20 protein-coding genes are annotated in these 23,479 nt (G+C 61.7%); 11 read left to right on the forward strand and 9 right to left on the reverse strand.

The window, feature by feature from the left end:
- Positions 1-91: 91 nt before the first annotated feature.
- The 8 genes from BLS41_RS25465 (at position 92) to BLS41_RS25510 (ending at position 13,079) form a co-directional block, all read left to right on the forward strand.
- The gene (locus BLS41_RS25465; RefSeq protein ID WP_074769867.1) at positions 92-2,764 is read left to right on the forward strand and encodes a ligase-associated DNA damage response DEXH box helicase; all 2,673 of its coding nucleotides are present in this window, start codon (positions 92-94) and stop codon (positions 2,762-2,764) included.
- Complete coding sequence (gene pdeM, locus BLS41_RS25470) at positions 2,761-3,420, forward strand: ligase-associated DNA damage response endonuclease PdeM (RefSeq protein ID WP_074769869.1); 660 nt, start codon at positions 2,761-2,763, stop codon at positions 3,418-3,420. Before BLS41_RS25465 ends, pdeM begins: the two co-directional genes overlap by 4 nt.
- A gap of 1,252 nt (positions 3,421-4,672) precedes the next feature.
- The gene (locus tag BLS41_RS39130; protein ID WP_074769873.1) at positions 4,673-6,082 is read left to right on the forward strand and encodes a hypothetical protein; all 1,410 of its coding nucleotides are present in this window, start codon (positions 4,673-4,675) and stop codon (positions 6,080-6,082) included.
- A gap of 1,142 nt (positions 6,083-7,224) precedes the next feature.
- On the forward strand, positions 7,225-7,986 hold the full coding sequence (locus tag BLS41_RS25485) for a 3-oxoacyl-ACP reductase (protein ID WP_074769875.1): 762 nt from the start codon (positions 7,225-7,227) through the stop codon (positions 7,984-7,986).
- 413 nt (positions 7,987-8,399) lie between these two features.
- A complete protein-coding gene (locus BLS41_RS25490) occupies positions 8,400-9,788 on the forward strand; it encodes an FAD-binding oxidoreductase (protein WP_074769877.1) in 1,389 nt (462 codons plus the stop codon).
- Between the two features lie 310 nt (positions 9,789-10,098).
- Complete coding sequence (locus tag BLS41_RS25495) at positions 10,099-10,689, forward strand: BPSL1445 family SYLF domain-containing lipoprotein (RefSeq protein WP_074769879.1); 591 nt, start codon at positions 10,099-10,101, stop codon at positions 10,687-10,689.
- Between the two features lie 269 nt (positions 10,690-10,958).
- Positions 10,959-12,446: a SulP family inorganic anion transporter gene (locus BLS41_RS25505; protein ID WP_074769883.1), complete on the forward strand. Its 1,488-nt coding sequence runs from the start codon at positions 10,959-10,961 to the stop codon at positions 12,444-12,446.
- A gap of 186 nt (positions 12,447-12,632) precedes the next feature.
- The gene (locus BLS41_RS25510; protein WP_074769885.1) at positions 12,633-13,079 is read left to right on the forward strand and encodes a response regulator; all 447 of its coding nucleotides are present in this window, start codon (positions 12,633-12,635) and stop codon (positions 13,077-13,079) included.
- 108 nt (positions 13,080-13,187) lie between these two features.
- On the opposite strand, the gene BLS41_RS25515 is transcribed toward BLS41_RS25510, so the two are convergent.
- Positions 13,188-13,727 carry a YbaK/EbsC family protein gene (locus BLS41_RS25515; RefSeq protein WP_074769886.1) on the reverse strand — a complete coding sequence of 180 codons (540 nt, stop codon included), beginning with the start codon at positions 13,725-13,727 and terminating at the stop codon, positions 13,188-13,190.
- A gap of 321 nt (positions 13,728-14,048) precedes the next feature.
- Here BLS41_RS25515 and BLS41_RS25520 point away from each other — a divergent pair, with 321 nt between their 5' ends.
- Entirely contained in the window at positions 14,049-15,404 is a 1,356-nt protein-coding gene (locus BLS41_RS25520) for a YihY/virulence factor BrkB family protein (protein WP_074769888.1), read from the forward strand.
- A 409-nt stretch (positions 15,405-15,813) separates the two neighbouring features.
- Positions 15,814-16,989 carry a porin gene (locus BLS41_RS25525; protein ID WP_074769890.1) on the forward strand — a complete coding sequence of 392 codons (1,176 nt, stop codon included), beginning with the start codon at positions 15,814-15,816 and terminating at the stop codon, positions 16,987-16,989.
- 212 nt (positions 16,990-17,201) lie between these two features.
- Here the strand turns inward: BLS41_RS25525 and BLS41_RS25530 are convergent, their stop codons facing one another.
- Positions 17,202-18,074 (reverse strand): proteasome-type protease, encoded by an 873-nt coding sequence (locus tag BLS41_RS25530; protein WP_074769892.1) that lies wholly within the window; start codon positions 18,072-18,074, stop codon positions 17,202-17,204.
- Between the two features lie 175 nt (positions 18,075-18,249).
- Here BLS41_RS25530 and BLS41_RS25535 point away from each other — a divergent pair, with 175 nt between their 5' ends.
- The gene (locus BLS41_RS25535; RefSeq protein WP_074769894.1) at positions 18,250-19,500 is read left to right on the forward strand and encodes a tyrosine-type recombinase/integrase; all 1,251 of its coding nucleotides are present in this window, start codon (positions 18,250-18,252) and stop codon (positions 19,498-19,500) included.
- 9 nt (positions 19,501-19,509) lie between these two features.
- On the opposite strand, the gene BLS41_RS25540 is transcribed toward BLS41_RS25535, so the two are convergent.
- From BLS41_RS25540 to BLS41_RS39685, 7 genes are all read right to left on the reverse strand, one after another.
- A complete protein-coding gene (locus tag BLS41_RS25540; RefSeq protein WP_171910304.1) occupies positions 19,510-19,692 on the reverse strand; it encodes a helix-turn-helix transcriptional regulator in 183 nt (60 codons plus the stop codon).
- Positions 19,693-19,917: 225 nt separating this feature from the next.
- A complete protein-coding gene (locus BLS41_RS25545; RefSeq protein ID WP_074769896.1) occupies positions 19,918-20,265 on the reverse strand; it encodes a hypothetical protein in 348 nt (115 codons plus the stop codon).
- Positions 20,266-20,464: 199 nt separating this feature from the next.
- Positions 20,465-20,788: a hypothetical protein gene (locus BLS41_RS25555; protein ID WP_074769900.1), complete on the reverse strand. Its 324-nt coding sequence runs from the start codon at positions 20,786-20,788 to the stop codon at positions 20,465-20,467.
- Positions 20,785-20,955 carry a hypothetical protein gene (locus tag BLS41_RS39135; protein WP_171910305.1) on the reverse strand — a complete coding sequence of 57 codons (171 nt, stop codon included), beginning with the start codon at positions 20,953-20,955 and terminating at the stop codon, positions 20,785-20,787. The genes BLS41_RS25555 and BLS41_RS39135 overlap by 4 nt, the downstream gene beginning before the upstream one ends.
- 275 nt (positions 20,956-21,230) lie before the next feature.
- Complete coding sequence (locus tag BLS41_RS25560) at positions 21,231-22,580, reverse strand: DUF551 domain-containing protein (protein WP_074769902.1); 1,350 nt, start codon at positions 22,578-22,580, stop codon at positions 21,231-21,233.
- Positions 22,577-23,164 (reverse strand): J domain-containing protein, encoded by a 588-nt coding sequence (locus BLS41_RS25565; protein WP_074766807.1) that lies wholly within the window; start codon positions 23,162-23,164, stop codon positions 22,577-22,579. Before BLS41_RS25565 ends, BLS41_RS25560 begins: the two co-directional genes overlap by 4 nt.
- Positions 23,161-23,421 carry a hypothetical protein gene (locus BLS41_RS39685; RefSeq protein WP_253189687.1) on the reverse strand — a complete coding sequence of 87 codons (261 nt, stop codon included), beginning with the start codon at positions 23,419-23,421 and terminating at the stop codon, positions 23,161-23,163. Before BLS41_RS39685 ends, BLS41_RS25565 begins: the two co-directional genes overlap by 4 nt.
- Positions 23,422-23,479 lie beyond the last annotated feature (58 nt).

Genomic DNA, 23,479 nt, shown 5'->3' on the forward strand with positions numbered 1-23,479 from the left:
TGAACCACTTGCACGGCTTCGCGGTCCACCTGATACGTCCTTCGTGCGCACGCTCGCCAATGTGCGAATCCAGAACGGAAGAGTACTGTCGATGACCGAGCCGGCTGATTCCGACGACAACACCGTCCCTGTGCCGCCCAGTGCGCAGGAGCGGCGTCGCGCGCCCCGGCCCCGGCGGGTTCCGCGCACTCGCGCGCAGCAGGCTCGACTCGACGCACGCGAACCCGCCTTCGAGCCACTACCCTTTTCCATCGACGACGAAGCCGCGCAGCGCCCTTTCCCGGATCGACTCCAGGCCTGGTTCGATGCACGCCGCTGGCAGCCGTTCGAGTTTCAACGCGACGTGTGGCGGGAAATAGCGCGTGGCGCAAGCGGTTTGCTACACGCGACAACCGGTGCGGGCAAAACGTGGGCGGTATGGTTTGGCGCACTCGCCACATTCGCGAATGCCGGCGCGCTTGCCGATCGAAAATCCTCGACGCGTGGCAATACAAAACGCACAAAGAGCACCCAGCCCGAACCTCTCACAGTACTGTGGATCACCCCGATGCGCGCACTCGCCGCCGACACCGCTCGCGCACTGCAAAGCTCGGCAGCCGAACTGGCAGTACCGTGGAGCGTCGGACTGCGGACCGGCGACACATCGTCGGCGGAGCGCGCAAGGCAGAACCGGCGCATGCCGTCCGCGCTCGTCACGACGCCAGAAAGTCTGACGCTGATTCTCACGCGGCCTGACGCGCGTGAAGTGCTGTCGCACGTGCGGCTAGTGATTGTCGACGAATGGCATGAGTTGCTCGGCAATAAGCGCGGCACGCAAACGCAACTCGCACTCGCGCGTCTCGCGCATTGGCGATCTGAATTGCAGGTATGGGGGCTATCCGCGACGCTCGGCAACCTGCCGTTCGCCGCCGACGTGCTGCTCGCTCCGGTCGACACACCGCGCGTCAACGTGCATGGCGCACTGCCAAAAGCGCTGATCGTCGACACGGTGATTCCCGACACCATCGAGCGATTTCCGTGGGGCGGCCATATGGGCATGCGCCAGGTCAGCGCAGTGGCCGAGGCTATTGGCGAAGCGCAAACGTCGCTCGTGTTCACGAATACGCGCTCGCAATGCGAAGTCTGGTATCAGGCACTGCTCGAAGCGCGTCCCCAATGGGCCGGACTGATCGCATTGCATCACGGCTCGCTCGATCAGGAAGTGCGCGACTGGGTCGAGCGTGGTCTGAAGAGCGGTTTGCTCAAAGTGGTGGTATGCACGTCGAGCCTCGATCTCGGCGTCGATTTTTTGCCAGTAGAACGCGTGTTTCAGATCGGCTCGCCCAAAGGCGTCGCACGTTTGATGCAGCGCGCTGGACGTTCGGGACACGCGCCTGGCCGGCCGTCACGCGTGACGATTGTGCCGACGCATGCACTCGAACTGGTCGAGGCCGCCGCCGCGCGAGAAGCCGTCGAGCAGCGTCATATTGAAGGACGCGAGACGCCTGAGAAGCCATTCGATGTACTGGTGCAGCATCTCGTCACCGTAGCGATTGGCGGCGGTTTCGATGCGAAGGAACTGTATGGAGAAATTCGTCGCACTTACGCGTACCGGAATTTGACGCAGGAAGAGTTCGATTGGGCATTGGGGTTTGTCGAAGGCGGAGGAACCGCGCTTCGGGCGTACCCCGACTACCATCGCGTAATGCGCGAAAAAGATGGACTGTACCGCGTGCCGCGCGAGGATCTGGTGCGGCGGCATCGCAACAACATCGGCACGATCGTCGCGAATGGCACGCTGAATGTCGCGTATCTGTCCGGTGGACGAATCGGCGCCATTGAAGAATCGTTTATTTCGCGGCTCAAACCCGGCGATATTTTTACTTTCGGCGGGCGTGCTCTCGAATTGATCCGCGTGCAGGATATGACGGCGTGGGTACGGCGTGCCACTTCATCGCGTGGAGCGATGCCGCAATGGGCGGGCAGTCGCATGCCATTGTCGTCGGAACTCGCCGACGCCACGCTGACGATGCTGGCGCGTGCTGCCAGTGGCATCTACGACGAACCGGAAATGCGCGCCGTGCGGCCGCTGCTCGAACTGCAGCAGCAGTGGTCGGCATTGCCCGAGCCTGGATTACTGGTGGTGGAACTGCTGAAATCGCGCGAAGGGCACCACTTCTTCTGCTATCCGTTTGCGGGGCGTACCGCGCACATCGGTCTGGGTGCGTTGCTCGCGTGGCGGGTCGCACGCGAGAAGCCTGGTACTTTCTCCATTTCGATGAATGACTATGGCTTTGAGTTATTGTCCGCGCAACCTTTCGACTGGGCAGGACAACTCGAAAGCGGCCTTCTCTCAGTCGATCGACTCGATCACGATATTCTCGCAAGCCTCAATTCTTCCGAACTTTCGATGCGACGCTTTCGCGAAATCGCGCGAGTGTCGGGCCTCGTGTTTCAGGGACATCCGGGGCAACAGAAAAGTGCGCGGCAATTGCAGGCGTCGAGTGGTCTTTTCTATGAGATCTTCCGCAATCATGATAGTGGCAATCTGCTGCTCAATCAGGCGGACACGGAAGTACTGCTGCAGGAACTCGACGTCCAGCGCATTCGCATTGCGCTCGAACGGATGAACACGAGCCGCGTGATCGTGGCGCGACCAAAAAAGCCGACACCGTTTGCGTTTCCGCTGATTGTCGGGCGTCTGCGCGAGAAAGTGAGTACCGAGAAACTCGCGGACCGAGTCGAGCGAATGCTGGCTGAACTGGAGAAGGCGGCTCGCGTATGAAGCCGGCATCGTTGGCGATTGAAATCGCTGGGCATCCTCTTGTGCTGTCGAGCTTGCGTGCGTGTTTCGATCCAGTGCTGCGCTGTCTGTTGATCGCCGATGCGCATTTTGGTAAAGACGCGGTGTTTCGGGCGCGCGGTATTCCCGTGCCGATCGGGTCGACGGCGGACAATCTGATGCGCCTCGATATCCTGATCGCCGGATTTGAGCCGGACATGATCGTGTTTCTCGGCGATCTGCTACATGCACGCGAATCGCATGCCGCACAAACACTCGACGCGCTGCATGAATGGCGCGCGAGGCATGCGGATTTGCGGCTGGTGCTGGTGGAAGGCAATCATGACCGGCACGCCGGTGCTCTGCCTCGGACGTTGGATGTTGAGTATGTGAAGGAGCCCAGGCGTTTGGGGCCGTGGGCGTTGTGTCATTACCCGCAGCGGGTGGATGGTGCGTATGCGCTGGCCGGTCACGTGCATCCGGTTTATCGGGTCACGACGCGGACTGACTCGGTGCGCGTGCCGTGTTTCCGGTTTGGGGCCGAGTGCGGGGTGCTGCCAGCGTTTGGAAGTTTTACCGGCGGGGCGCGGGAAGAAGGACGTGTTGCTGGGGAGAAGGTTTTTCTGGTTGTGCAGGATCGGGTGATTGGGGTGGGGTGAGGTCTTTTTAAAGAAAAGCGGACAGGGGGGAGCCTGTCCGCTTTCTTTTTGGGTTTGATGGTTTGAATCCGGCGAGGAGGACGCCGGGCTGGCGACCTCCTCGCTCGTGGCGATGACTGCTCTTGCTCTATTAGTGGCTTCCGCCGCCGTGACCACCGCCATTGCCGCCATTGCCGCCGCCGTACCCGCCTCCGTGGCCACCGTTGGAGCCTCCGAAGCCACCGCCTGCACCTGCACCTGCACCTGCGCCTGCGCCATGGCCTTGGCCTTGGCCGCCGTTGGAGCCGCTTCCGCCGTTGGAGCCGCCGCCGTGGCCGCTGCCTCCGTTGCCGTTGCCACCGGAACTTCCGCCTCCGTTGCCTCCGCCGTTGGAGCCGCTTCCGCCGTTGTTACCGCCGCCGTGGCCACTGCCTCCGTTGCCATTGCCACCGGAACTACCGCCTCCGTTGCCGCCACCGTTGGAGCCGCTTCCGCCGCTGTTACCGCCGCCGTGGCCGCTGCCTCCGTTGCCGTTGCCGTTGCCACCGGAACCGCCGTTGCCTCCGCCGTTGGAGCCACTTCCGCCATTGTTACCGCCGCCGTGGCCACTGCCTCCGTTGCCGTTGCCACCGGAACCACCGCCTCCGTTGCCTCCGCCGTTGGAGCCGCTTCCGCCGCTGTTACCGCCGCCGTGACCACTGCCTCCGTTGCCATTGCCACCGGAACTACCGCCTCCGTTGCCGCCACCGCTGGAGCCGTTTCCGCCGTTGTTACCGCCGCCGTGGCCACTGCCTCCGTTGCCTCCGCCGTTGGAGCCGCTTCCGCCGCTGTTACCGCCGCCGTGACCACTGCCTCCGTTGCCATTGCCACCGGAACTACCGCCTCCGTTGCCGCCACCGCTGGAGCCGCTTCCGCCGCTGTTACCGCCGCCGTGGCCGCTGCCTCCGTTGCCGTTGCCACCGGAACCACCGCCTCCGTTGCCGTTGCTACCGGAACCACCGCCTCCGTTGCCTCCGCCGTTGGAGCCGCTTCCGCCGCTGTTACCGCCGCCGTGACCACTGCCTCCGTTGCCATTGCCACCGGAACTACCGCCTCCGTTGCCGCCACCGCTGGAGCCGTTTCCGCCGTTGTTACCGCCGCCGTGGCCGCTGCCTCCGTTGCCGTTGCCATTGCCGCCAGAGCCGTCGCCTCCATTACCACCGCCGTTGGAGCCGCTGCCGCCGTGGCCTTCGCCGCCGTGACCATTGCCACCGCCATGTGAGCCACTGCCGCCATGGCCGCTATCGCCGTGACCGCCATCACCATGACCGCTATCGCCATGGCTGCCGTCGCCGTGACCACCGTCGCCATGGCCGCCATCGCCATGACCGCTGTCGCCGTGACCGCCGTCGCCATGACCGCCATCACCATGACCGCTGTCGCCATGACCGCCATCGCCGTGACCACCATCGCCATGGCCGCCATCGCCATGACCGCTGTCGCCGTGACCACCATCACCATGGCCGCTGTCGCCATGGCCGCTGTCGCCGTGACCACCATCGCCATGGCCGCCGTCGCCATGACCGCTGTCGCCGTGACCACCATCGCCATGGCCGCCGTCGCCATGACCGCCATCACCATGACCGCTGTCGCCGTGACCACCGTCGCCATGGCCGCTATCTCCATGGCCGCCATCGCCATGACCGCTATCGCCATGGCCGCTATCGCCATGGCCGCCATCGCCGTGACCACCATCGCCATGGCCGCCATCGCCGTGACCGCTGTCGCCATGGCCACCGTCGCCATGGCCACCGTCTCCGTGACCGCCATCGCCATGGCCGCCGTCGCCGTGACCGCCATCGCCATGGCCGCCGTCGCCGTGACCACCATCGCCATGACCGCTGTCGCCGTGACCACCGTCGCCATGGCCGCTATCGCCATGGCCACCGTCTCCGTGACCACCGTCTCCGTGACCGCCATCGCCATGGCCACCGTCTCCGTGACCGCCATCGCCGTGGCCACCGTCGCCGTGACCACCATCGCCATGGCCGCCATCACCATGACCGCTGTCGCCGTGGCCACCGTCTCCGTGACCACCGTCGCCATGGCCGCCATCGCCATGACCGCTATCGCCATGGCCGCCATCGCCGTGACCACCATCGCCATGGCCGCTGTCGCCGTGACCGCCATCGCCATGGCCACCGTCTCCGTGACCACCGTCGCCATGGCCGCCATCGCCATGGCCGCCGTCGCCGTGACCACCATCGCCATGGCCATGCCCGTGACCATGTCCACCGTCGCCACCACTACCATCACCGCCGCCGTCACCACTACCACCATCGCCGGTACCTGTTCCACCTGTACCTGTTCCATCACCGCCAGTCCCACCGCTCCCGGCTCCGCCACTTCCTGTCCCGCCACTACCGGTGCCACCGCTACCCGTTCCACCGTTACCGCCACCACCGCTACCGGCGCCCCCACTGCCCGTTCCACCACTGCCCGCGCCACCACTTCCGCTGTCACCACTACCAGCCCCGCCCTTCCCACCATTCCCCGTGCTCCCCGCCCCCAGTCCTGTAGAACCAGAACCAGAACCAGAACCAGAACCAGAGCCCGAGCCAGACCCTCCACTAGCACCGCTACCGTTGTCTCCCGAACCTGCCGCCCCAGCGCCACTGCCATTACCGCCTTGCGACGCCGCTGACGAACCCGTTCCCAGACCCGCCGCCGCAATGCCAATGGTGTTCGGCGCAAGCAATCCACCGTTGTCCAGTTTGCAACCGAGCGTATCGAATGGTCCGCAATCAATCGACGATGCCTGCGCGATCATCAATCTGGAGGAACCCGTCGACGGCACGGCTGGTTTCACCGGGTTTGTCTGAGCACCCGCAATCGCCGCGTAAAGACTCACGGCAACCGCCAACACCGCCCGCCGAGTCCCCAGAATCCGAGCGTCCCCGTTTTGCTTTTTCATTTCATTCTCCTAACCATGCACCCAGAAAGACCGGCCCAGATAACGAGTGAATCTCTGTTCACTGTTAAAAAACGAAAATTCAAAGCCCAGTCGGTATTGCCGTACATCACGCTAAATCCGCGTGATGTACGACGCCCCCCATCGCCTGAAATCCCGGCCTGATTTGGCGTGATCCGGGAGAACCGACTGGCTGCATCCGAATATCGTCGTTAGATCGGAGCAACGAGGCTTGATGGACGTTGAAGTTATTCGGAGCGCCCCGCAGCCACCGTGCGTTAGCCCACGCAATGCGATATCAGGTGTGTGTTTCGACACGATTGCGTCGATCTGACTGTCAAGAATCGTTAATTACCGACTTTCAAAAACAGTGGAACTTTTTATATTTAGATATGGAATCCAAACTATTTAACTCCACGTAAACAAGCCGGATATTTCGCAAAGTCCGGCACATTGTCTTTAGAAAAATCACTCACTCGTGATCGGCAATTTCACAAAGCGTGCAACGCACAACGGCTCATTTAATCTATTCAATCGATCGAGATAGGTGTTTATCCGCACGAAAACGGCCAACTGCCGAAGCGCAATGAGCGCAATCACACAGACAGCGCATAGGGGAAGCCCGGCGCGTGAGGCGATCATCAAACGGATGAGCCAACCATTGGCGACCCGTCACTCGCGCCGCCGTCGATCGACCCGCGAATGAAACCAGGATCGAAGCCACACTGACCACACCTCCCCAGTTCACCGGAAACATCGCTAAAAGCCGCTCACTCGCATTGCGTGCGTTACCCCACAGAGCGAACGCGATCCCATGCCGGCCGACTTCAGGCGACAATAGAAACATCGCAACTCAATCGACAACAGGAAAACCGATGCTTCTATCAGAACAATGGGTGCTGGTAACGGGCGGCGCCCGCGGACTTGGCGCAGCAATTACGCGGGCACTCGTGCGCGAAGGCGCGAATGTGGTCGTGAATTATCACAAGAGCGAAACCGCGGCCCTCGCATTGAAGGACGAGTTCGGCGACCGCGTGTTGCCGCTCCAGGCCGACATCACTGACAAAGCCGCCGTCGCGCGTCTGTTCGACACAGCACAGGCGCAAACCAATCAACCCATCGTGTCGGTCGTGAACAATGCCCTGGCCGACTTCCGGTTCGACGGCGACGCGCGTCCTAACATCGACTCCATCGACTGGACGCGTTTCCAGCAGCAACTCGACGGATCGCTCAAAGGTGCGCTCAATACGATTCAGGCTGCGGCGGCAGGCATGCGTTCGAAAAACTTCGGCCGCATCGTCAACGTGGGCACCAATCTGTTTCAGAACCCTGTCGTCCCGTATCACGATTACACGGCGGCCAAAGCGGCGCTGCTGTCGCTGACCCGCACCGCCGCGCACGATCTCGGTCCCGACGGCATCACAGTGAACATGGTGTCGGGCGGCCTGCTGCGCACCACCGACGCCAGCGCGGCCACGCCCGAATTCGTCTTCGATCTGATCGCCAGTTCGACGCCGGTGCGCCGCGTCACGACGCCCGATGAATTCGCCGACGCCGTATTGTTCTTCCTGTCACCGTGGTCGCGCGCAGTGACCGGTCAGAACCTGATCGTCGACGGCGGTCTGGTCAAGGGCTGAACGGGTAGCGGAGCTGGCTGCCGACCGCGTTACACACGGCAGAAAAGCCCATATGAAAAACGGCCCGCGCGCCCGCGCGGCGCCGTGAAAGTGTCGTTGCACAACCATCAGATTGCGCATATCCAACACTTCGCTGCGCGATCTTTTTCCGAAGCATTTCCACCATCCGCAGCACCGCGACCGGCCTTCAATGCCGATGCGCGCCGCAGATGCTTGTCACGCGCGCACCTGCGCGAAATCGACGGAAAACGCGGGTATACCTTCGTTTGACTTGGCGAGGCAAGCCCGTTTACTGGACGCAAATAAACCTCTCAATACGCTTTCAATCTCACTGTCGGCTAATGCTGAAATACCACAGCGCCAGCCCGCAGCGAGCCGGAAGCGTGTTGCGTTTTTTCTCCAGGAGATGAGTCATGGCTCAAGTATCCAGTAGCGCTATCGACGAATTGAAATCGGCAGTTCGCGGCCAACTGCTGCTTCCCGACGACCCGAACTTCGCTGCCGCGCGCAGCATCTGGAACGCGATGATCGACCGACATCCGGCGATGATCCTGCGTTGCGCGGGTGCGGCGGACGTGCGCCGCGGCATCGCGTTCGCGCGCGACCACGATCTGCCGCTCGCGATTCGCGGCGGCGGTCACAACATCGGCGGCAGCGCGTTGTGCGACGACGGTCTCGTACTCGATCTGTCGTCGATGAAATCCGTGCGTATCGACCCGGCCGCGCGGCGCGCCTACGTCGAACCGGGCGCGACGCTCCACGACTTCGACCACGAAGCGCAGGCGTTCGGACTCGCCACCCCGCTCGGCATCAACTCGACGACAGGCGTCGCGGGCCTGACGCTCGGCGGCGGCTTCGGCTGGCTCAGCCGCAAATACGGCATGACGGTGGACAACCTGATCTCGGCCAACATCGTCACTGCCGACGGCGAATTGCTCCACGCCAGCGCCGATTCGCACGAAGACCTGTTCTGGGCGATTCGCGGCGGCGGCGGCAATTTCGGCGTCGTCACGCTATTCGAGTTCGGGCTGCATCCGGTGGGGCCGCTCGTTTATGGCGGCCTCGTCGTGCTGCCGATCGATCAGGCGAAGGACGCGCTCGTCAAATATCGCGCGGCGACCGCCGGCATGCCGGAAGAACTCAGCGTCTGGGCCGTGCTGAGACTCGCGCCGCCGCTGCCGTTCCTGCCGCCCGAGGTGCATGGCAAACCGGTGATCGTGTTCGCAACGTGCTATTGCGGCCCGGTCGAAAACGGGCCGTCGCTGCTGGAAGCCGTGCGTGGTTTCGGCACGCCGGTCGGCGAACATCTCGGGCCGATGCCGTATGTGATGTGGCAACAGGCGTTCGATCCGTTGCTCACGCCCGGCGCGCGCAATTACTGGAAATCGCACAATCTCGCCGCCATCGACGACGGCCTGATCGACGCGCTGCTTCACTCGATCGGCGAGTTGCCGTCCGCGCAATGCGAGATTTTTTTCGGCCAGATTGGCGGCCAGACGCAGCGCGTGCCGGTCGACGGGACCGCGTACCCGAGTCGCGACACGCAGTACGCGATGAACGTGCACGGCCGCTGGGACGACGCAGCCGACGACGAACGCTGCATCGCGTGGGCCCGCGCATTTTCCGACGCCGCCGCGCCATTCGCGCTGGGCAGCGTGTACGTGAACTTCATGACGCAGGAGGAAACCAGCCGGATCGCCGAAGCTTATGGGCCGAACTACGAACGGCTTGTCGCTGTAAAAAGCCGCTACGATCCGTACAACCTTTTCCGTCATAACCAGAACATTCGTCCGGCTGCGTAGTCCTATGCGACAGGGAAAATCGGTGCCGAAAGCCCGCAGGATCTTTGTGGGGACGGGTCTGGGTGCGCCGTCCCTGCTCGGGCGGTGGTGTCAGGCACGCTAAATGCTGAATCGTTTTCGCCGCCGGGCGCATTACCGTAACCGGCGTCGGGGCAAGTCAGCGTGCAGCTACGCAACCGCAACACCTTGCGGCGCGTGATTGGCAGGTAGACCACGAGCCGATAAGAGTCACGCAACAGGCTGGCAACGAACCCAGCCATCAAGCGAAAAAAGCAGCTTTCATAACGCAAAAGGAAAAGGAAAAACCATCATGCGCAGACGACAATTCATCATGACCGGCAGCGCTGCTTTGGCCACCGTGGGCCTGAGCCTCGCCGGTTGCACGACGACGTCGCCATCTTCGAGCGCCTCGCCTTCGGCCAACGCAGGCAAGCGCGACACGATCAACGCAGGGGTCGATTCGACGCTCGCGCGCCTCTATGAAAACGTCGGCGGATCGCGCGAACTGGTCGCCAAGGCACGCGGCGTTCTGGTGTTCCCGTCCGTGATCTCGGCAGGCTTCTGGGTCGGCGGCCAGTACGGCGAAGGCGCGCTGCGCGTGGGTGGCCACACGACCGGTTACTACAGCACCGTGGCCGGTTCGTTCGGCCTGCAGATCGGCGCGCAATCGAAGGCGCTGGTGTTCCTGTTCATGACCCAGGAAGCGCTCAACGGCTTCATGAGCAGCCAGGGCTGGGCGGCCGGCGCGGATGCGACCGTCGCCGTGCTGAAGGTCGGCGCGAACGGCGCCGTGGATACGTCCACCGCCACCAGCCCCGTCGAAGCATTCGTGCTGACGAACGGCGGCCTGATGGCCGGCGTGTCGCTGGAAGGCACGAAGGTCTCGCGGCTCGTCATCTAAAGAGCGCTCAAAGCTCAGTCGCATTGAACGTCACGTAGCCGCTCCGGCGGCTGCGTGGCGTTTTCACTTCGCCGTCACCCTGCCTCGTGGCCGGCTCGCCCGCGTCGCAGGTCTCGACGGGCACCCTGCTGTAAAATCCCCCTCTTTTGTCATCTTCCGGCCGTGCCGCCGAACCGTTATTTCTGGCCCGGCCGCTGGACTCATTCCGTGCGGACTCCGCACCCCGCGTCGCTCTCACCTTGCGCCCGCCCACGCCCCACTTGTCGAAGATGAACACCGCTAGTCCTTCCCACGCCTGGCTTGCCCGGCTGCCCGGCATCAAAAGCAATGTCCTCGCGGGGCTGACCTCGTCGTTTGCACTCGTGCCCGAATGCATCGCCTTCGCGCTGGTCGCCCACCTCAATCCGCTGATGGGCCTTTACGGCGCATTCTTCATCTGCACGATCACGGCCTTGTTCGGCGGACGCCCCGGCATGATTTCCGGCGCCGCCGGTTCGATGGCGGTGGTGATCGTCGCTCTCGTCGTGCAGCACGGCGCGCAGTATCTGCTCGCCACGGTGATCCTCAGCGGCATCCTGATGGTGCTGTTCGGCGCGTTGCGCCTGGGCAAACTGATCCGCATGGTCCCGCATCCGGTCATGCTGGGTTTCGTCAACGGACTCGCGATCGTGATCGCGACCGCGCAGCTGGCGCACTTCAAACAGAGCACGCCGCAAGGCGAACAATGGCTGCACGGCAGCGCGTTGCTGATGATGGGCGGCCTCGTCGCGCTGACCATGGCGATCGTCTATCTGCTGCCGCGGCTCACACGCGCCGCTCCGCCCGCGCTGGTCGCGATCGTCGGTGTAGGTGTGTTCACGCAACTGCTGCATCTGCCGACACGCACGCTCGGCGACATGGCGCACATCGCAGGCGGCCTGCCCGCGCCGAGCCTGCCCGCCGTGCCGCTGACGCTCGACACGCTGTATATCGTGCTGCCCTATGCAGTGCTGATGGCGATCGTCGGCCTGCTCGAAACGCTGCTCACCTTCAATCTGACCGACGAGATCACCGAGACGCGCGGTCAGCCGAATCGCGAGTGCCTCGCGCTGGGCGCGGCCAATATCGCGTCGGGCCTGTTCGGCGGAATGGGCGGTTGCGCGATGATCGGCCAGACCATGATCAACCTGAATTCGGGTGGCCGGTCGCGGCTGTCGGGCATTGTCAGCGGCGTGATGATCCTGATGTACATCCTGTTCCTGTCGCCGCTGATCGAGCGGATTCCGCTCGCCGCGCTGGTCGGCGTGATGTTCGTGGTCGCGCAGCAGACCTTCGCGTGGGGCTCGCTGCGCGTGCTGGGCAAGGTGCCGCGTAACGACGCGCTGGTGATCGTGGCGGTCACCGTCATCACGGTGTTTTCCGATCTGGCGATTGCGGTGATGTGCGGCATCGTGATTGCAGCGCTCAATTTTGCGTGGCAGCACGCGCGCGAAATTCACGCGCACGTCGAAGACCGCTCCGGCGACAAAACCTACGTGCCGCGCGGCACGCTGTTTTTTGCATCGACTACCCGGTTTCACGAACTGTTCGACCCGCTCGACGACCCCGAGCAGGTCACCGTCGATTGCAGTCATTTGCTGCTGGCGGATCATTCCGCGCTCGCGGCGTTGCAGGGTCTGGTCGAGCGCTACCGTAAAGCCGGCAAGCAGTTGCGGATGAAAAATCTGTCGGAGCGCAATCAGCGGCTGTTGAGCCGCGCCGGAATCGGGCTGGCCTGAGGGCGGGCAGCCTGCTTTTACGTCCGTGTGGTCGGCTGCCGTTTCAAACACGCCGCCAGAATTCCGCCCGCATGTAAGTAAAATTTGCGCACTTTATGCAAACATTGATCAAAGGTAAATCTTCCCTGTAACCATTCTTTTTGATTACATTAGATGTTCCGCGCGCATTTCCACTGGAGAACACCTGTGACAAGACGCGTATCCCTGGACGACGAAACCGAGTTCGCGATCTGGAAACGCCGCGCTTCACCCGCTGCGTCGCAATCGCGACGCATTCTGATCGGCCATCGCGACAAGGCGATTGGCGAATCGCTGGTGCTTCTGCTGTCGCTGAAGGGATACGACGCAATCTATGCCGCCGACCTGATCAAGGTGCAGTCTTTCCTGAAGTGGTGGAAGCCGCATGCGGTCCTGCTCGATACGCGGCTCGATTCCGTCGCGAACTATCAGTTCGCACGCGGCGTACGCGCGGAGCGATCCAACGCCGACATGCTGCTACTGGCCATGAGCAATATCTGGCCGCTCGACCAGATTGCTCATCTGCGGGAAGCCGGTTTTGACGGGCACTGCCGCCGACCCTGCTCACTCTGGCGGGTAGTGGACATTCTGGAAGGTTACTTCGCCCCGGCCTGAGCGGCGTAAAACTCATCGTTGCCGCTCGATAAGCCGATAAAGCGGCCGGTCGCGATCGACGCAAAACGCTCCGGCTGCTTCATCCGCGCCGATAGTTCGCGCCTGGTCTCACTGCGGCGGCAACGTCAGCGAGGCGACTTCGCAGCGCGGCCATTGCCGCAGCACATCCGGCGCGAGCAGCAGCTTGGCCGCCCGCACCCCCGCTCCCATGACGATCTGAGCCCGCTCCATCACAGCGGCATCGACGAGAATGCGCCAGTCGGCCGGCAAGCCGAACGCAGTGATGCCGCCGAATTCCATGCCGCTGAGTTCCACCGCCGCTTCCTTTTTCGCGAACGACAGCCGCTGCGCGCCGAGCGCCGCCTTCACCGCGCCGTTGATGTCGAGCCGCAACGAGCCCAATGAGACCAGCGCCGCGTAATGTTCGGCGCCCTCTTTCTTATAGCGGACCACGATCGTGTTCGCGCAGTCTTCCAGGCCGAAACCGTAACGTGCGCTGAATTCTGCGGTGTCCGATGCGTCGTCGGTGACGGCGAAAACCGTCACGCCCTCCGCCGGCAATTGCGCCACGACGTGCGCGGGCAAATGCGCGTTCAACTGATCTGCGGCGATGACGTCCAACTGCTTGACGAGTTCGTGCGAGTGCATAGTGTGCGAGTCAGGAAATGAGGTGAATGAGCAGGCCATCAGGCGGTTCTTCCGCATTCTAGCGGGACGCTTAACCTGATGCGTGCCGCGAACCAGGACGCTCACGCGACGCCATTTCGCCGCGCACCCGCCACGCGTTCGCCACGATTCCGCCACGCCCGCCAGCTTGTATAGTGACAGGCACAAGGTTTGCGAAAGCTGAAAGGGAGTGCAAAGCCTGGGCGGCTTCATCGGCCAACGGCATCGCCGAAGCTGACCGGCTTGCAGGTGACGGTTCGCAAACAGCCCATCCGCGGCAGCATCACATCGAGAAACACGATCATGGATATCGACACCCTTTCCGCCGAAAATCTCCAGCAGACCGCCCGCAATCAGGCCAACTGGGCGATGGGCGCATTCAGGCAGTTCGGCGAAAACCGCTGCGCGGCAATGGCCGCCAGCATCGCGTTCTATGCGGCGTTTTCGCTCGCGCCGACGCTCGTCATGGTGATCGCGGTGGCCGGCTGGTTCTTCGGCGCCGAAGCAGCGCGCGGCGAGTTGTACAGCCACATCAACGGCCTGCTCGGCGATCAGGCGGCTGCGGGCGTTCAGACCATCGTCGAAAACGCGCATCACAGCGGCAGCGCCGGCGGCATCGCGGCGATCATCTCGTTCTCGATGCTGGCGATAGGCGCGTCGGCCACGTTTTCGTCGCTCAACAGCGCGCTCAATCTGGTCTGGCCCAACACGGGTCCGCGTACGTCGAGCGTAATTGCACTGGTGCGGGTACGCCTGATCTCGTTCGGACTCGTGCTCGGCGTCGCGTTCCTGCTGATCGTGTCGCTGGTGCTCGATACCGCCATCACGTTCATCGGCAAATGGCTCTGGGGCAATTCGCCATATGTGGTGATCGGCAACCTGTTGCAACTGGGCGTCGGCTTGCTGGTACTGGCATTCGCGTTCGCCGGGCTGCTCAAGTTTCTGCCGGATGCCACGGTGCGCTGGCGCGATGCGCTGGTCGGCGGGATTGTCGCGGCCGTGCTGTTTTCAGCGGGCAAGAAACTGTTTGCGCTCTATCTCGCGCACGCCGGCATGGCCAGTTCGTTCGGTGCAGCCGGTTCGCTCGCGGTTCTGCTGATGTGGCTGTATTTCTCGGCGGCGGTGCTGCTGCTCGGCGCGGAATTTTCGGCGGCACGCGGACGTATGCACGATCCGCGCGGCGGCTGGGGTATGCAGGAAGAATCGCCGCCGGGAAGCCGGGCGATGCTGGCTTCGGTGCTGGCGGCGTCGACGGTATCAGCCGATGCTGTGTCAGACCGCGAGTCACGCGTAACGCATGAAGCGGCCTCCGGCTCCGGCTCGACTGCTGCGCCGTCTGCCCGCGCTGCGGCGGGCGGACTCGCGCGCACACTTTCCGCTGCCGCGCCAGCTACGTTTTTCCGCAAACAGGCCCGGAAGAATCTTGCGACACGCGCGACCGCGCTTAAGGTCGGCCGCAGTGTTCTGCTGGCGGAAGCGCAGGCCACCCGCATCGCCGCCGTTACCTTGCTTGAAACGAGCCGAAAGGCGGCAGCGGCCGATCGCTTCGTCAGGCGCAATCCATGGACCTCCGTGGCGCTTGCCGCTGCCGCTGGTCTGGCAGCCGCCACGTTTGCGCGTCGCAACATCGGTGAGGCCGACAGCACGCGAGATCAGTAAGCGCTCGGGCCACCAGTAAACAGAGGCTGCGGTGCGCAGCCCTGTGGGTCGCGCGTGCACACAAAGAGTCGAACATGTCTAGCTGGATAGTCGCGTAACACACCCACCGTTTTTACAATTCCGCTACGCAGCGAGACGCTCATTTAGACATCCCAACCATGTGAAGGACGTCGAGCGACGCGTCGAAGTCAAGGCGCCGACATCATCACTGTCAACAAAACAACAATAATGCCGCGTCAACGAATAAATATTGCTAAAACAGAAATAATCGTTAACACGCTTTAAATACAAGGCTTTGCGCTCGTTGTCTGTTTTTGGAGACAGTCTTTTTTTTCCTGTTCTTGCCGATCAGGTCGGTGCGCTATTCTCCTTTTCGCAACAACGAAACTAATCATCGCGTGGAGAAATGATGAAACGAATCGCACTGTCTACCGTCTCGCTGGCGCTTCTAGGCGTCACCGGCGTGGCCCATGCTCAAAGCAGCGTTACCCTGTATGGCTTGATCGACGAATCGGTCCAATACGTGAACAATGCCACCCCGCAAGGCGGCAGCGTGGTCAAGCTGTATCAAGGCAACCTGCAAGGTAGCCGTTGGGGCTTGAAAGGCACGGAAGACCTCGGCGGTGGCCTGAAGGCGATCTTCCAGTTGGAAAATGGCTTTGACGTCAATAACGGTTCGATGAACGGCGGCCTGCTGTTCGGTCGTCAAGCGTACGTCGGCCTCACGTCGGACTCGTTCGGTACGACAACGTTGGGTCGCCAGTACGACCCGATCGTCGACCTGGTTCAGCCGCTGACGGGCGACAACTACTTCGGCAGCACGTTCGCTACGCCGGGTGACGTCGACAACAACGACAACAGCTTCCGCGTCAACAACGCGATCAAATACGTTTCGCCGGTGTTCTCGGGCTTCCAGTTCGAAGGTATGTACGCACTGGGCGGCGCCGCAGGTTCGACGGGTTCGGGCCAGACGTGGGCAGGCGCAGCAACCTATGCAACGGGTCCGTTCAGCATCGCTGCCGGCTACCTCCGCGCAGACAACAACAACACGACAGCCCTCCGCGACGGCTGGACCAGCACGGCAGGCGGCACGTTCGACTCGTCGTTCGCGGCCAATGCAGGCATCAACGCAGCTTATGCGACCGCAAAGTCGATCGGCATCGCTTCGGCGGCTGTTCAGTACGTGGTCGGCCCGATCACGGGTAACCTGAGCTACAGCAACGCGCAATACAAGCCGGACGCAGCATCGACCTTCGGTTCGACGCAGAAGTTCAACGTCGGCCGCGCATACCTTGGCTATCAGGTAACGCCGGCAGCCTTGCTGGGCCTGGGCTACGCGTACACGAAGGGCACTGGCGACGCATCGGCGACGTATAACCAGGTGTCGCTGGGCGCGGACTACTCGCTGTCCAAGCGCACTGACTTCTACGCTGTTGGCGCATGGCAACATGCAAGCGGCGAACAGCGCGTGCCTGGCGTGGGCGGCGGTCTGGTTGGCGCAACGGCCTCGATCGGTTCGTACGGCAATCAGTCGTCCACCGACAACCAGATCATGGTTAGCGTCGGCATCCGTCACAAGTTCTAAATGGACTTGCTACGCAGCTGAAAAGCTCGCGTAGTAAAAAACCAGCCAGAGGCATTGCCGATGGCTGGTTTTTTTTCGTCCTGCGATTCTGCGTTATTGCCGACAGCCGCAAAAGAAAAAGGCCGCCTGCAAACCCGTTATCGGACTTGCAGGCGGCCTTGATCTGGAAGACGCAGGGTGCCCGGCACAACCCGCAGCACCCCAGACACCCCCTATCGCCGCTGCGACTTCCCTTTCTCCGCCTGCGCCAGTGTCTGCGCAGGCTTCACATCGTGCTCATGCTCGATGCCATCGGCGCCCACCGGCGCGCGATACAGCACCAGCGCCCGCTCTCTTTGCAACACCGGCACGCTCGGCGAATCCTGCCAGTCCGGGTCGGGAATCTCACCGAATACCTGACGCAGGCGCTCACCCCACGTGCGGTGAATCATTTCGAAGTACGCGTTGTCGTGATCGATCGACACGAAACGCGTGACGCGCAGGGTGTCTTTCTCGTACACCAGCAGATCGAGCGGCAAGCCGACCGACAGGTTCGAGCGCAGCGTCGAGTCCATCGAGATCAATGCGCATTTGGCGGCTTCGTCGAGCGGCGTGGACGGCGTCAATACCCGGTCGATGATCGGCTTGCCGTATTTGGCCTCGCCGATCTGGAAATACGGATTCACCGACGACGACTCGATGAAATTTCCCGCCGCGTAGATCATGAACAGGCGCGGCCGGTTGCCCGCAATCTGTCCGCCGAGAATGAAGCTGCAATTGAAGTCGACGCCGAACTCCTGCAACGCCTCCGCTTCCCGCTGATGCACGCAACGCACCGCGCGGCCGATCACCCGCGCCGCGTCGGCCATGGTGGGCGCGCTCCAGAGCGTGGGCTGGGACGGGTCGGCGGGCTCGGACAACTCGTGCAGCACGGCTTGCGTGAGCGACAGGTTGCCGGCGCCCATCAGCACCAGCATGCGCTCGCCCGGCAACTCGAACACCGACATCTTGCGCGCGGTGCTGATGTGATCGACGCCCGCATTGGTGCGGGTGTCCGACAGGAATACGAGCCCGTCGTCGACGGCCATGCCGACACAATATGTCATTTTCTCTACCTGGCTGTCTCCATGTGTCTCACATAGAGTCAAAATGTTATTTCAAATCAAGGCAATGAAACTCTGGGCGTCTCCTTGTGAATCCGCGCAGCGCACTATTTTATGGTAGCCCAGGTGGTAGCTAGCGACTCTATAATGGCTCATCCCCGAACCACCAGCTACCACCATGCCACGCATCTTCCATGCGCTAGATGACGTTCAGATCCGTCACTGGATTGCACAAAAAAATCCCGTCGCCAAAGCTGATGGCGACGGGTTGACGTTCACCCTTTCCGCTAATGGTACTGCAACTTGGGTGCTGCGCTATAGCAGAGGCGAGCGCAGACGCGAACTCACGCTCGGCAACTACCCCGACCTGACGCTAGCAGCAGCTCGGAAGCAGGCGCGCATGCATCGGGTGGCCATCGATAGTGGCGAAGACCCGGCGGCCGACAAGAAGACGGAGAAGGCGCGCACAGCTACCGCAATGACTGTCAGTCAATTATGCGACGAATTCGCCCAGAAGGTTCTTACGCCGCCGCTGGCAGCCGGAACTATCGAAGAACACACACGGAACATAGATACCTTCCTTCGACCCAAGCTGGGCTCGCTTGAGGTAAGGAGGGTGCGGCCATCCGATATCGTTTTCATGCTCGAGAACGCCGACCGATCCTGGCAGGTAACAAAAAAGCTGCTAACTACCACAAAGCAACTGTTTAGTCGTGGCGTCGGCAAGAGGCTGATTGACGTCAATCCAGCCTATGGAATCGAACTTGAAGCCATCCTGGGGAAAGCGCCAGCCGTCCGGAAACGCATCATGCTCGCAAAGAATGAACTCGGAACGATACTGCCGGACATCGACAGCAAGATCGGCCGGGAGAATGGCTTGATGTTGCGAATTCTTCTGGCGACTTGCGTGCGCACCAGCGAACTCGTCAAGGCGGAAAAGAGCCTTATCGATCGTGACCGAGGAATCTGGATAGTTCCAGACGAGAACACGAAGACCCGGATGGGATTTCTCGTCCCGTTGGCGCCTCCGGTCGTCGCATGGATTAATGAGCTATGGGCGCTATCCGGGGACTCGGATTGGCTGCTGCCGACCCGCCATGCCGGCCGCCGCGCCAAGCACGGCGACACTCACATTGGGCGAAAGACGTTACTGGACTCACTGAATAATGCATTCGAAGCGGGTCGCCTGAAAATACGTCGTTTCACGCCTCACGATACCCGCAGTACGGCCAAGGGGCACATGCGCAACATGGGCGTATCGCGCGAGATCAGTGAACTTGCCTTGAGCCACAAGATGCGAGGGATGGAGGGGATTTATGATGTGCGCGAGGACATTCCTGAGCGCCGTGAAGCGCTCAATATCTGGGCCCAATTCGTCTCTGAATGCTGCGAACGCGAACCCACTCCCCCCACCCTTGCGCATGTCTAATCCGCCTGATTAAGCTGCTTCAAGCAGGCGATCCATAAAATTCCTCACGCTGTCAGCGGTAATGCCGCTGGCCGTGCCGATCTTCACCAGTTTGAGATCGCCTCGCGAGACAAGCCGGTAGATGGTAGCTCGCGATACACTCAGTTTTTCCATGGTGACGCTGATTTTGTAGATGAGGGGATCGTTCTTCACTTTACGCTCCAAGATTCTCTCGTGGTCTCAATTACCCGTTGTACTGCCGCTTCCATCACTGCGCGTGCTCCCTCGCAATTTCAACCTCTGAAGCCTGCGCCTCAGCAATCACCATCCGTGACTCATCCACATAAGCGCCCCACCGGCTAACTATCTCGCGGGCGCGAGCGACGTCGCAGTCGAGGCATTTGCTTCCCCACGAGATACCGTGGCTGCATTGGTCGTTCATGTCACATCCTTATGCCGACTCGGCATGTTGTAGACACGCGCGGAGTAGTTACTAAGATCGATCTCTTCGCCGTGTTCGAATATGCCGCTGCGCTCGCACTCCCGAGCACACCACTTGTTCATGTAGTCAGGCCCGAACGGCTTACCATGACCGCCCTCCCAAACGCCCGGATTGCTCGGTGCTTCGCCAAGCTCATGGTCGGCAAGAAAGGCGTAGTCATCTGGCTCGTCTGGGTCGAAGTCGACCTTGGGTCGATTATTTATCCCCCATGCCTTATTGCACTGGCCGTCGCATGCCAACGTGACGCGTCGGTCGAACCATAGGATTTGCTTTTGGTGGATCATCACGCCCTCCTCGCTGCAGTCGGCTCTCTCACCACCCGAATCCCATCTGGCAACGCTACGGCCACTTTCCCCGCAGTGTCGTCGGCCATCATCTGCGCGAATGACGTGCATAGGCCGGCGATGAGTTGGGCTGTCGGTTGACGGGCTCGCGTGTAGGCGTAGGCCTGTTCCATAAAGGTGCGGCGGTTTAGGATGTGGTTCATGCGTGATCCTTCATTGCTTCGAGCGCCTTCGCAATCTTTGGGTGAATCTCGATCGTGTCGGCGTCTGGGTCAAGAAGTTCATTGCGCGGGTCAAGCACGACTGACATTCCGAAAACGACGCGAAACAGACTTGTCTGACTGGTCGCATCCAGCAACATGCCAACTACCTTCTGGCACTGCTCGGCGTCGTCGCGGTCGAAAAATTCAAGGTCTTCGCTATCATCGTTGGACGGCATATAGCGCTTGTCCAAATCTTCAAGGATGCGACATACGGTCAGCGCGGCTTCGATATCTGCATCTGATGCACGGGCCATTTTCATGCCGCCACCTCCTCAAACGCAAACTGCTCGTTATCCACCAACCACTGAATCGCCTCCCGATCCATATCGGTCGGAACATATCCGACGCGCGGCTTGATGAATCCGCCGGGCCAGCGGAAGTTGCCCTTGATCCAGTCGAGGGCGGATTCGAAGGTCCATGTGTTCATCTGATTCTCCGGTATTCGTTGTGCTGCTGCGGTCATGCTAGGATTCGGAAAAAATTTCACTCAGGGTTCTTATGCGTCGGATCACACCAGCTTGGGCAGCTATCTTTCTTGCGGCGATAGCGCTTTTCGTTGCCGCTTGGATGTGGAGATACTCTCCTTCGCCTCGCAACGAGTTCGCTGTATGGGATCGATGGAATCACGTCCTTTGTTCTGTCGGACCGGTCGCCGAAAATCATAGGCTCAGTTGCTCAACCGGCGACGGCCAGTAACGCGAATCACGCCTCCTGCGCCGGCTGATCACCTCCGCTTGCTGGCCGCTCGGCAGCTATATCCGCGGGCGTCGTCGGCGGTACCATCCAATGCGTGGGAGGTTGATGATGCACCGGGTGGACGCCACTCCAGCCCGCTACGCCTCGATGGCTATGCCGATGCGAAAAGTCGATGCCGCCATCGGAAAATGCGATCAGAACCAATTGACCATCTTTCGGAAGACCGTCTTCGACGCTGATCCAATTGGCCTGCGGGGATGCGTCGCGGTACTTCATCGCGAAACAGTTGCCGCAGATACCAGGATCGTGCGCAGTGATTCCATCGCCGCAGGCTTGGCAGTCTGGCGCCGTGGCTTGCGGGGATGCGGCGCGGGCTAGAGCTTGGTGAATGAGGCGCACAACGTAACGAAGCGTCGCGTCACTATCGCCGTTGCCCGCTCGCGCATCGCCGTAGACCCTCAGTGCGTAAGCGATGTCATCAGGAATGATCGCCCGCTCACCGTCCAGCACCACGGCGGATTGCTCGGGTTTGCCGATGAACGAGAGAAGGTGCTCGGCGCAGTTGCGCACGACCTGCGCGAAATCTTCGATGCCGTCGATACCGCTCAGGCTGTTGTGGCCGATGGTCAGAATGTCCTGAGCGTTCACATTGACCGTGACCGACCAGCCCTGAATGTCGTTCGGGTCAGGCCGCTCGCCAGCTTTCACCGGCTCGCGCGCCGTAGCCGCGACAGCTTTCCACTGGTCGGCCAATATCCGAATCTCTTGCGCGGCCAGATCGGCGGCGTATTGGGCGCGAGGCTCTTCGCTGAACCGTTCGGCAACTGCATCGCAAATCTTCGCCGCCTCATCGAGCGCAGCGAATGCAAACTGGTGTCGAGTTGGCGCGGGCTGGGTGGGTTGAGGGGCGGTGTAGACAATGCGGCGAAACGCGCCATCGGTTGCGTCATACAGGCTTCGCGGGCCATCGCTCCAGCCGCCTTCGATCGGGTCGAGTACCTGATAGATCGTCTCGCCCGATTGCGCTGGCGCGGCAATTTGCGGCGTCCGATAGAGCGGCACACTTCGAAATTGGCTCTGCGTTCGCTGAATTCCTGGCGTACGGTCTGGGCCGGCGGTTTCATCGTCGGGCAGCATGCTATCCAGTTCGAAGCCGTTCACGTACGCGGCAGGTTTGCTTGCAGATAGCAGGGCGATTTGCGCAACCATCCGCTCGATAGTGTCTGCGGCATCGTTATCGATATTGCCCCACCCGAAGTGGCCTTCTTTGGCGATTTGCGCGGCCTGCTTTCTTAGGGAATCGATAATATTTTTTGCGTCGGTCATCATCGCTCCGAGCTGGTTAGAGGTGGTCATGGGTTCAGTTCCTTCTCGGCCTGTGCAAGCGCTGCGTTCAATTCGGTCATGGTTTCGTGAGAACCGCCTTTGTCCGGATGGTGACGCGACGCCAGAACCCGGTAAGCGGCGCGGACCAGAGACATATCCCGAGCATCTGCAGCTACGCCGAGCACCTCGCGCCACGTACGCACCGTGGTCGGCGACGGCAGTGCCGTGAAGCCAGTAAATGCCGCTTTCATCATGTCGCCGGTGCCCCAGCGGGCGATGCCACGCAACGCATCGATGGTCTTTACGATGGCGTGCATGTTGTGCTCGACCCGATCCCACCGATCGCACGCAAAGCTCATTTGCTCGCCGTCGAGCGTGAAGTACACAGCGACACCCTCGTCGTCGATCTTGCGATAGCTGGCGTAGGGCAACCCGTCCTGGCGAAGTGGCACATTCGTCGAGATCACCAGATTTCGGCCGCCGAGCCGTTTGACTTCTGCCAGCAGGTTGTCGCGTGCCACTGCGAACGATGTGGTGAAGTTGGCACGCGCCCGGCGATGTGCAGCAGTTCTCGGGCGTCCAGCAGGCCACTGGAGCGGGTATGAGGTCGTCACGATTTTTTCTCCGCGTCCGATTGAGCGGTAGCGGCGAGAGCGCGGATGTCGTTCGCGCAGCCCGCAGCGGCGCAAGCCTGCCCGCGGCAATCGTCTTTCACATACCAGTCCTCACGCTCGTCACAGAGCTTTGCCGCCTCTTCCAGAATCGCGTTGCGGTCGGGAGTGGGAGCGACGGGTGCGGCGATAACAGCGCGCATCTTCGTGAGCAGACTAGCTGCCCGCTGCCGGTTCGCTGCGTCGGCGTATGCAAGCATTCGGATTATCGAATCGATGTCGCGCCAGTCGCTATCGTTTGCAAGCGGTGTCGGCGCT

This window comes from Paraburkholderia fungorum (assembly GCF_900099835.1).
Classification (GTDB): Bacteria; Pseudomonadota; Gammaproteobacteria; order Burkholderiales; family Burkholderiaceae; genus Paraburkholderia; species Paraburkholderia fungorum_A.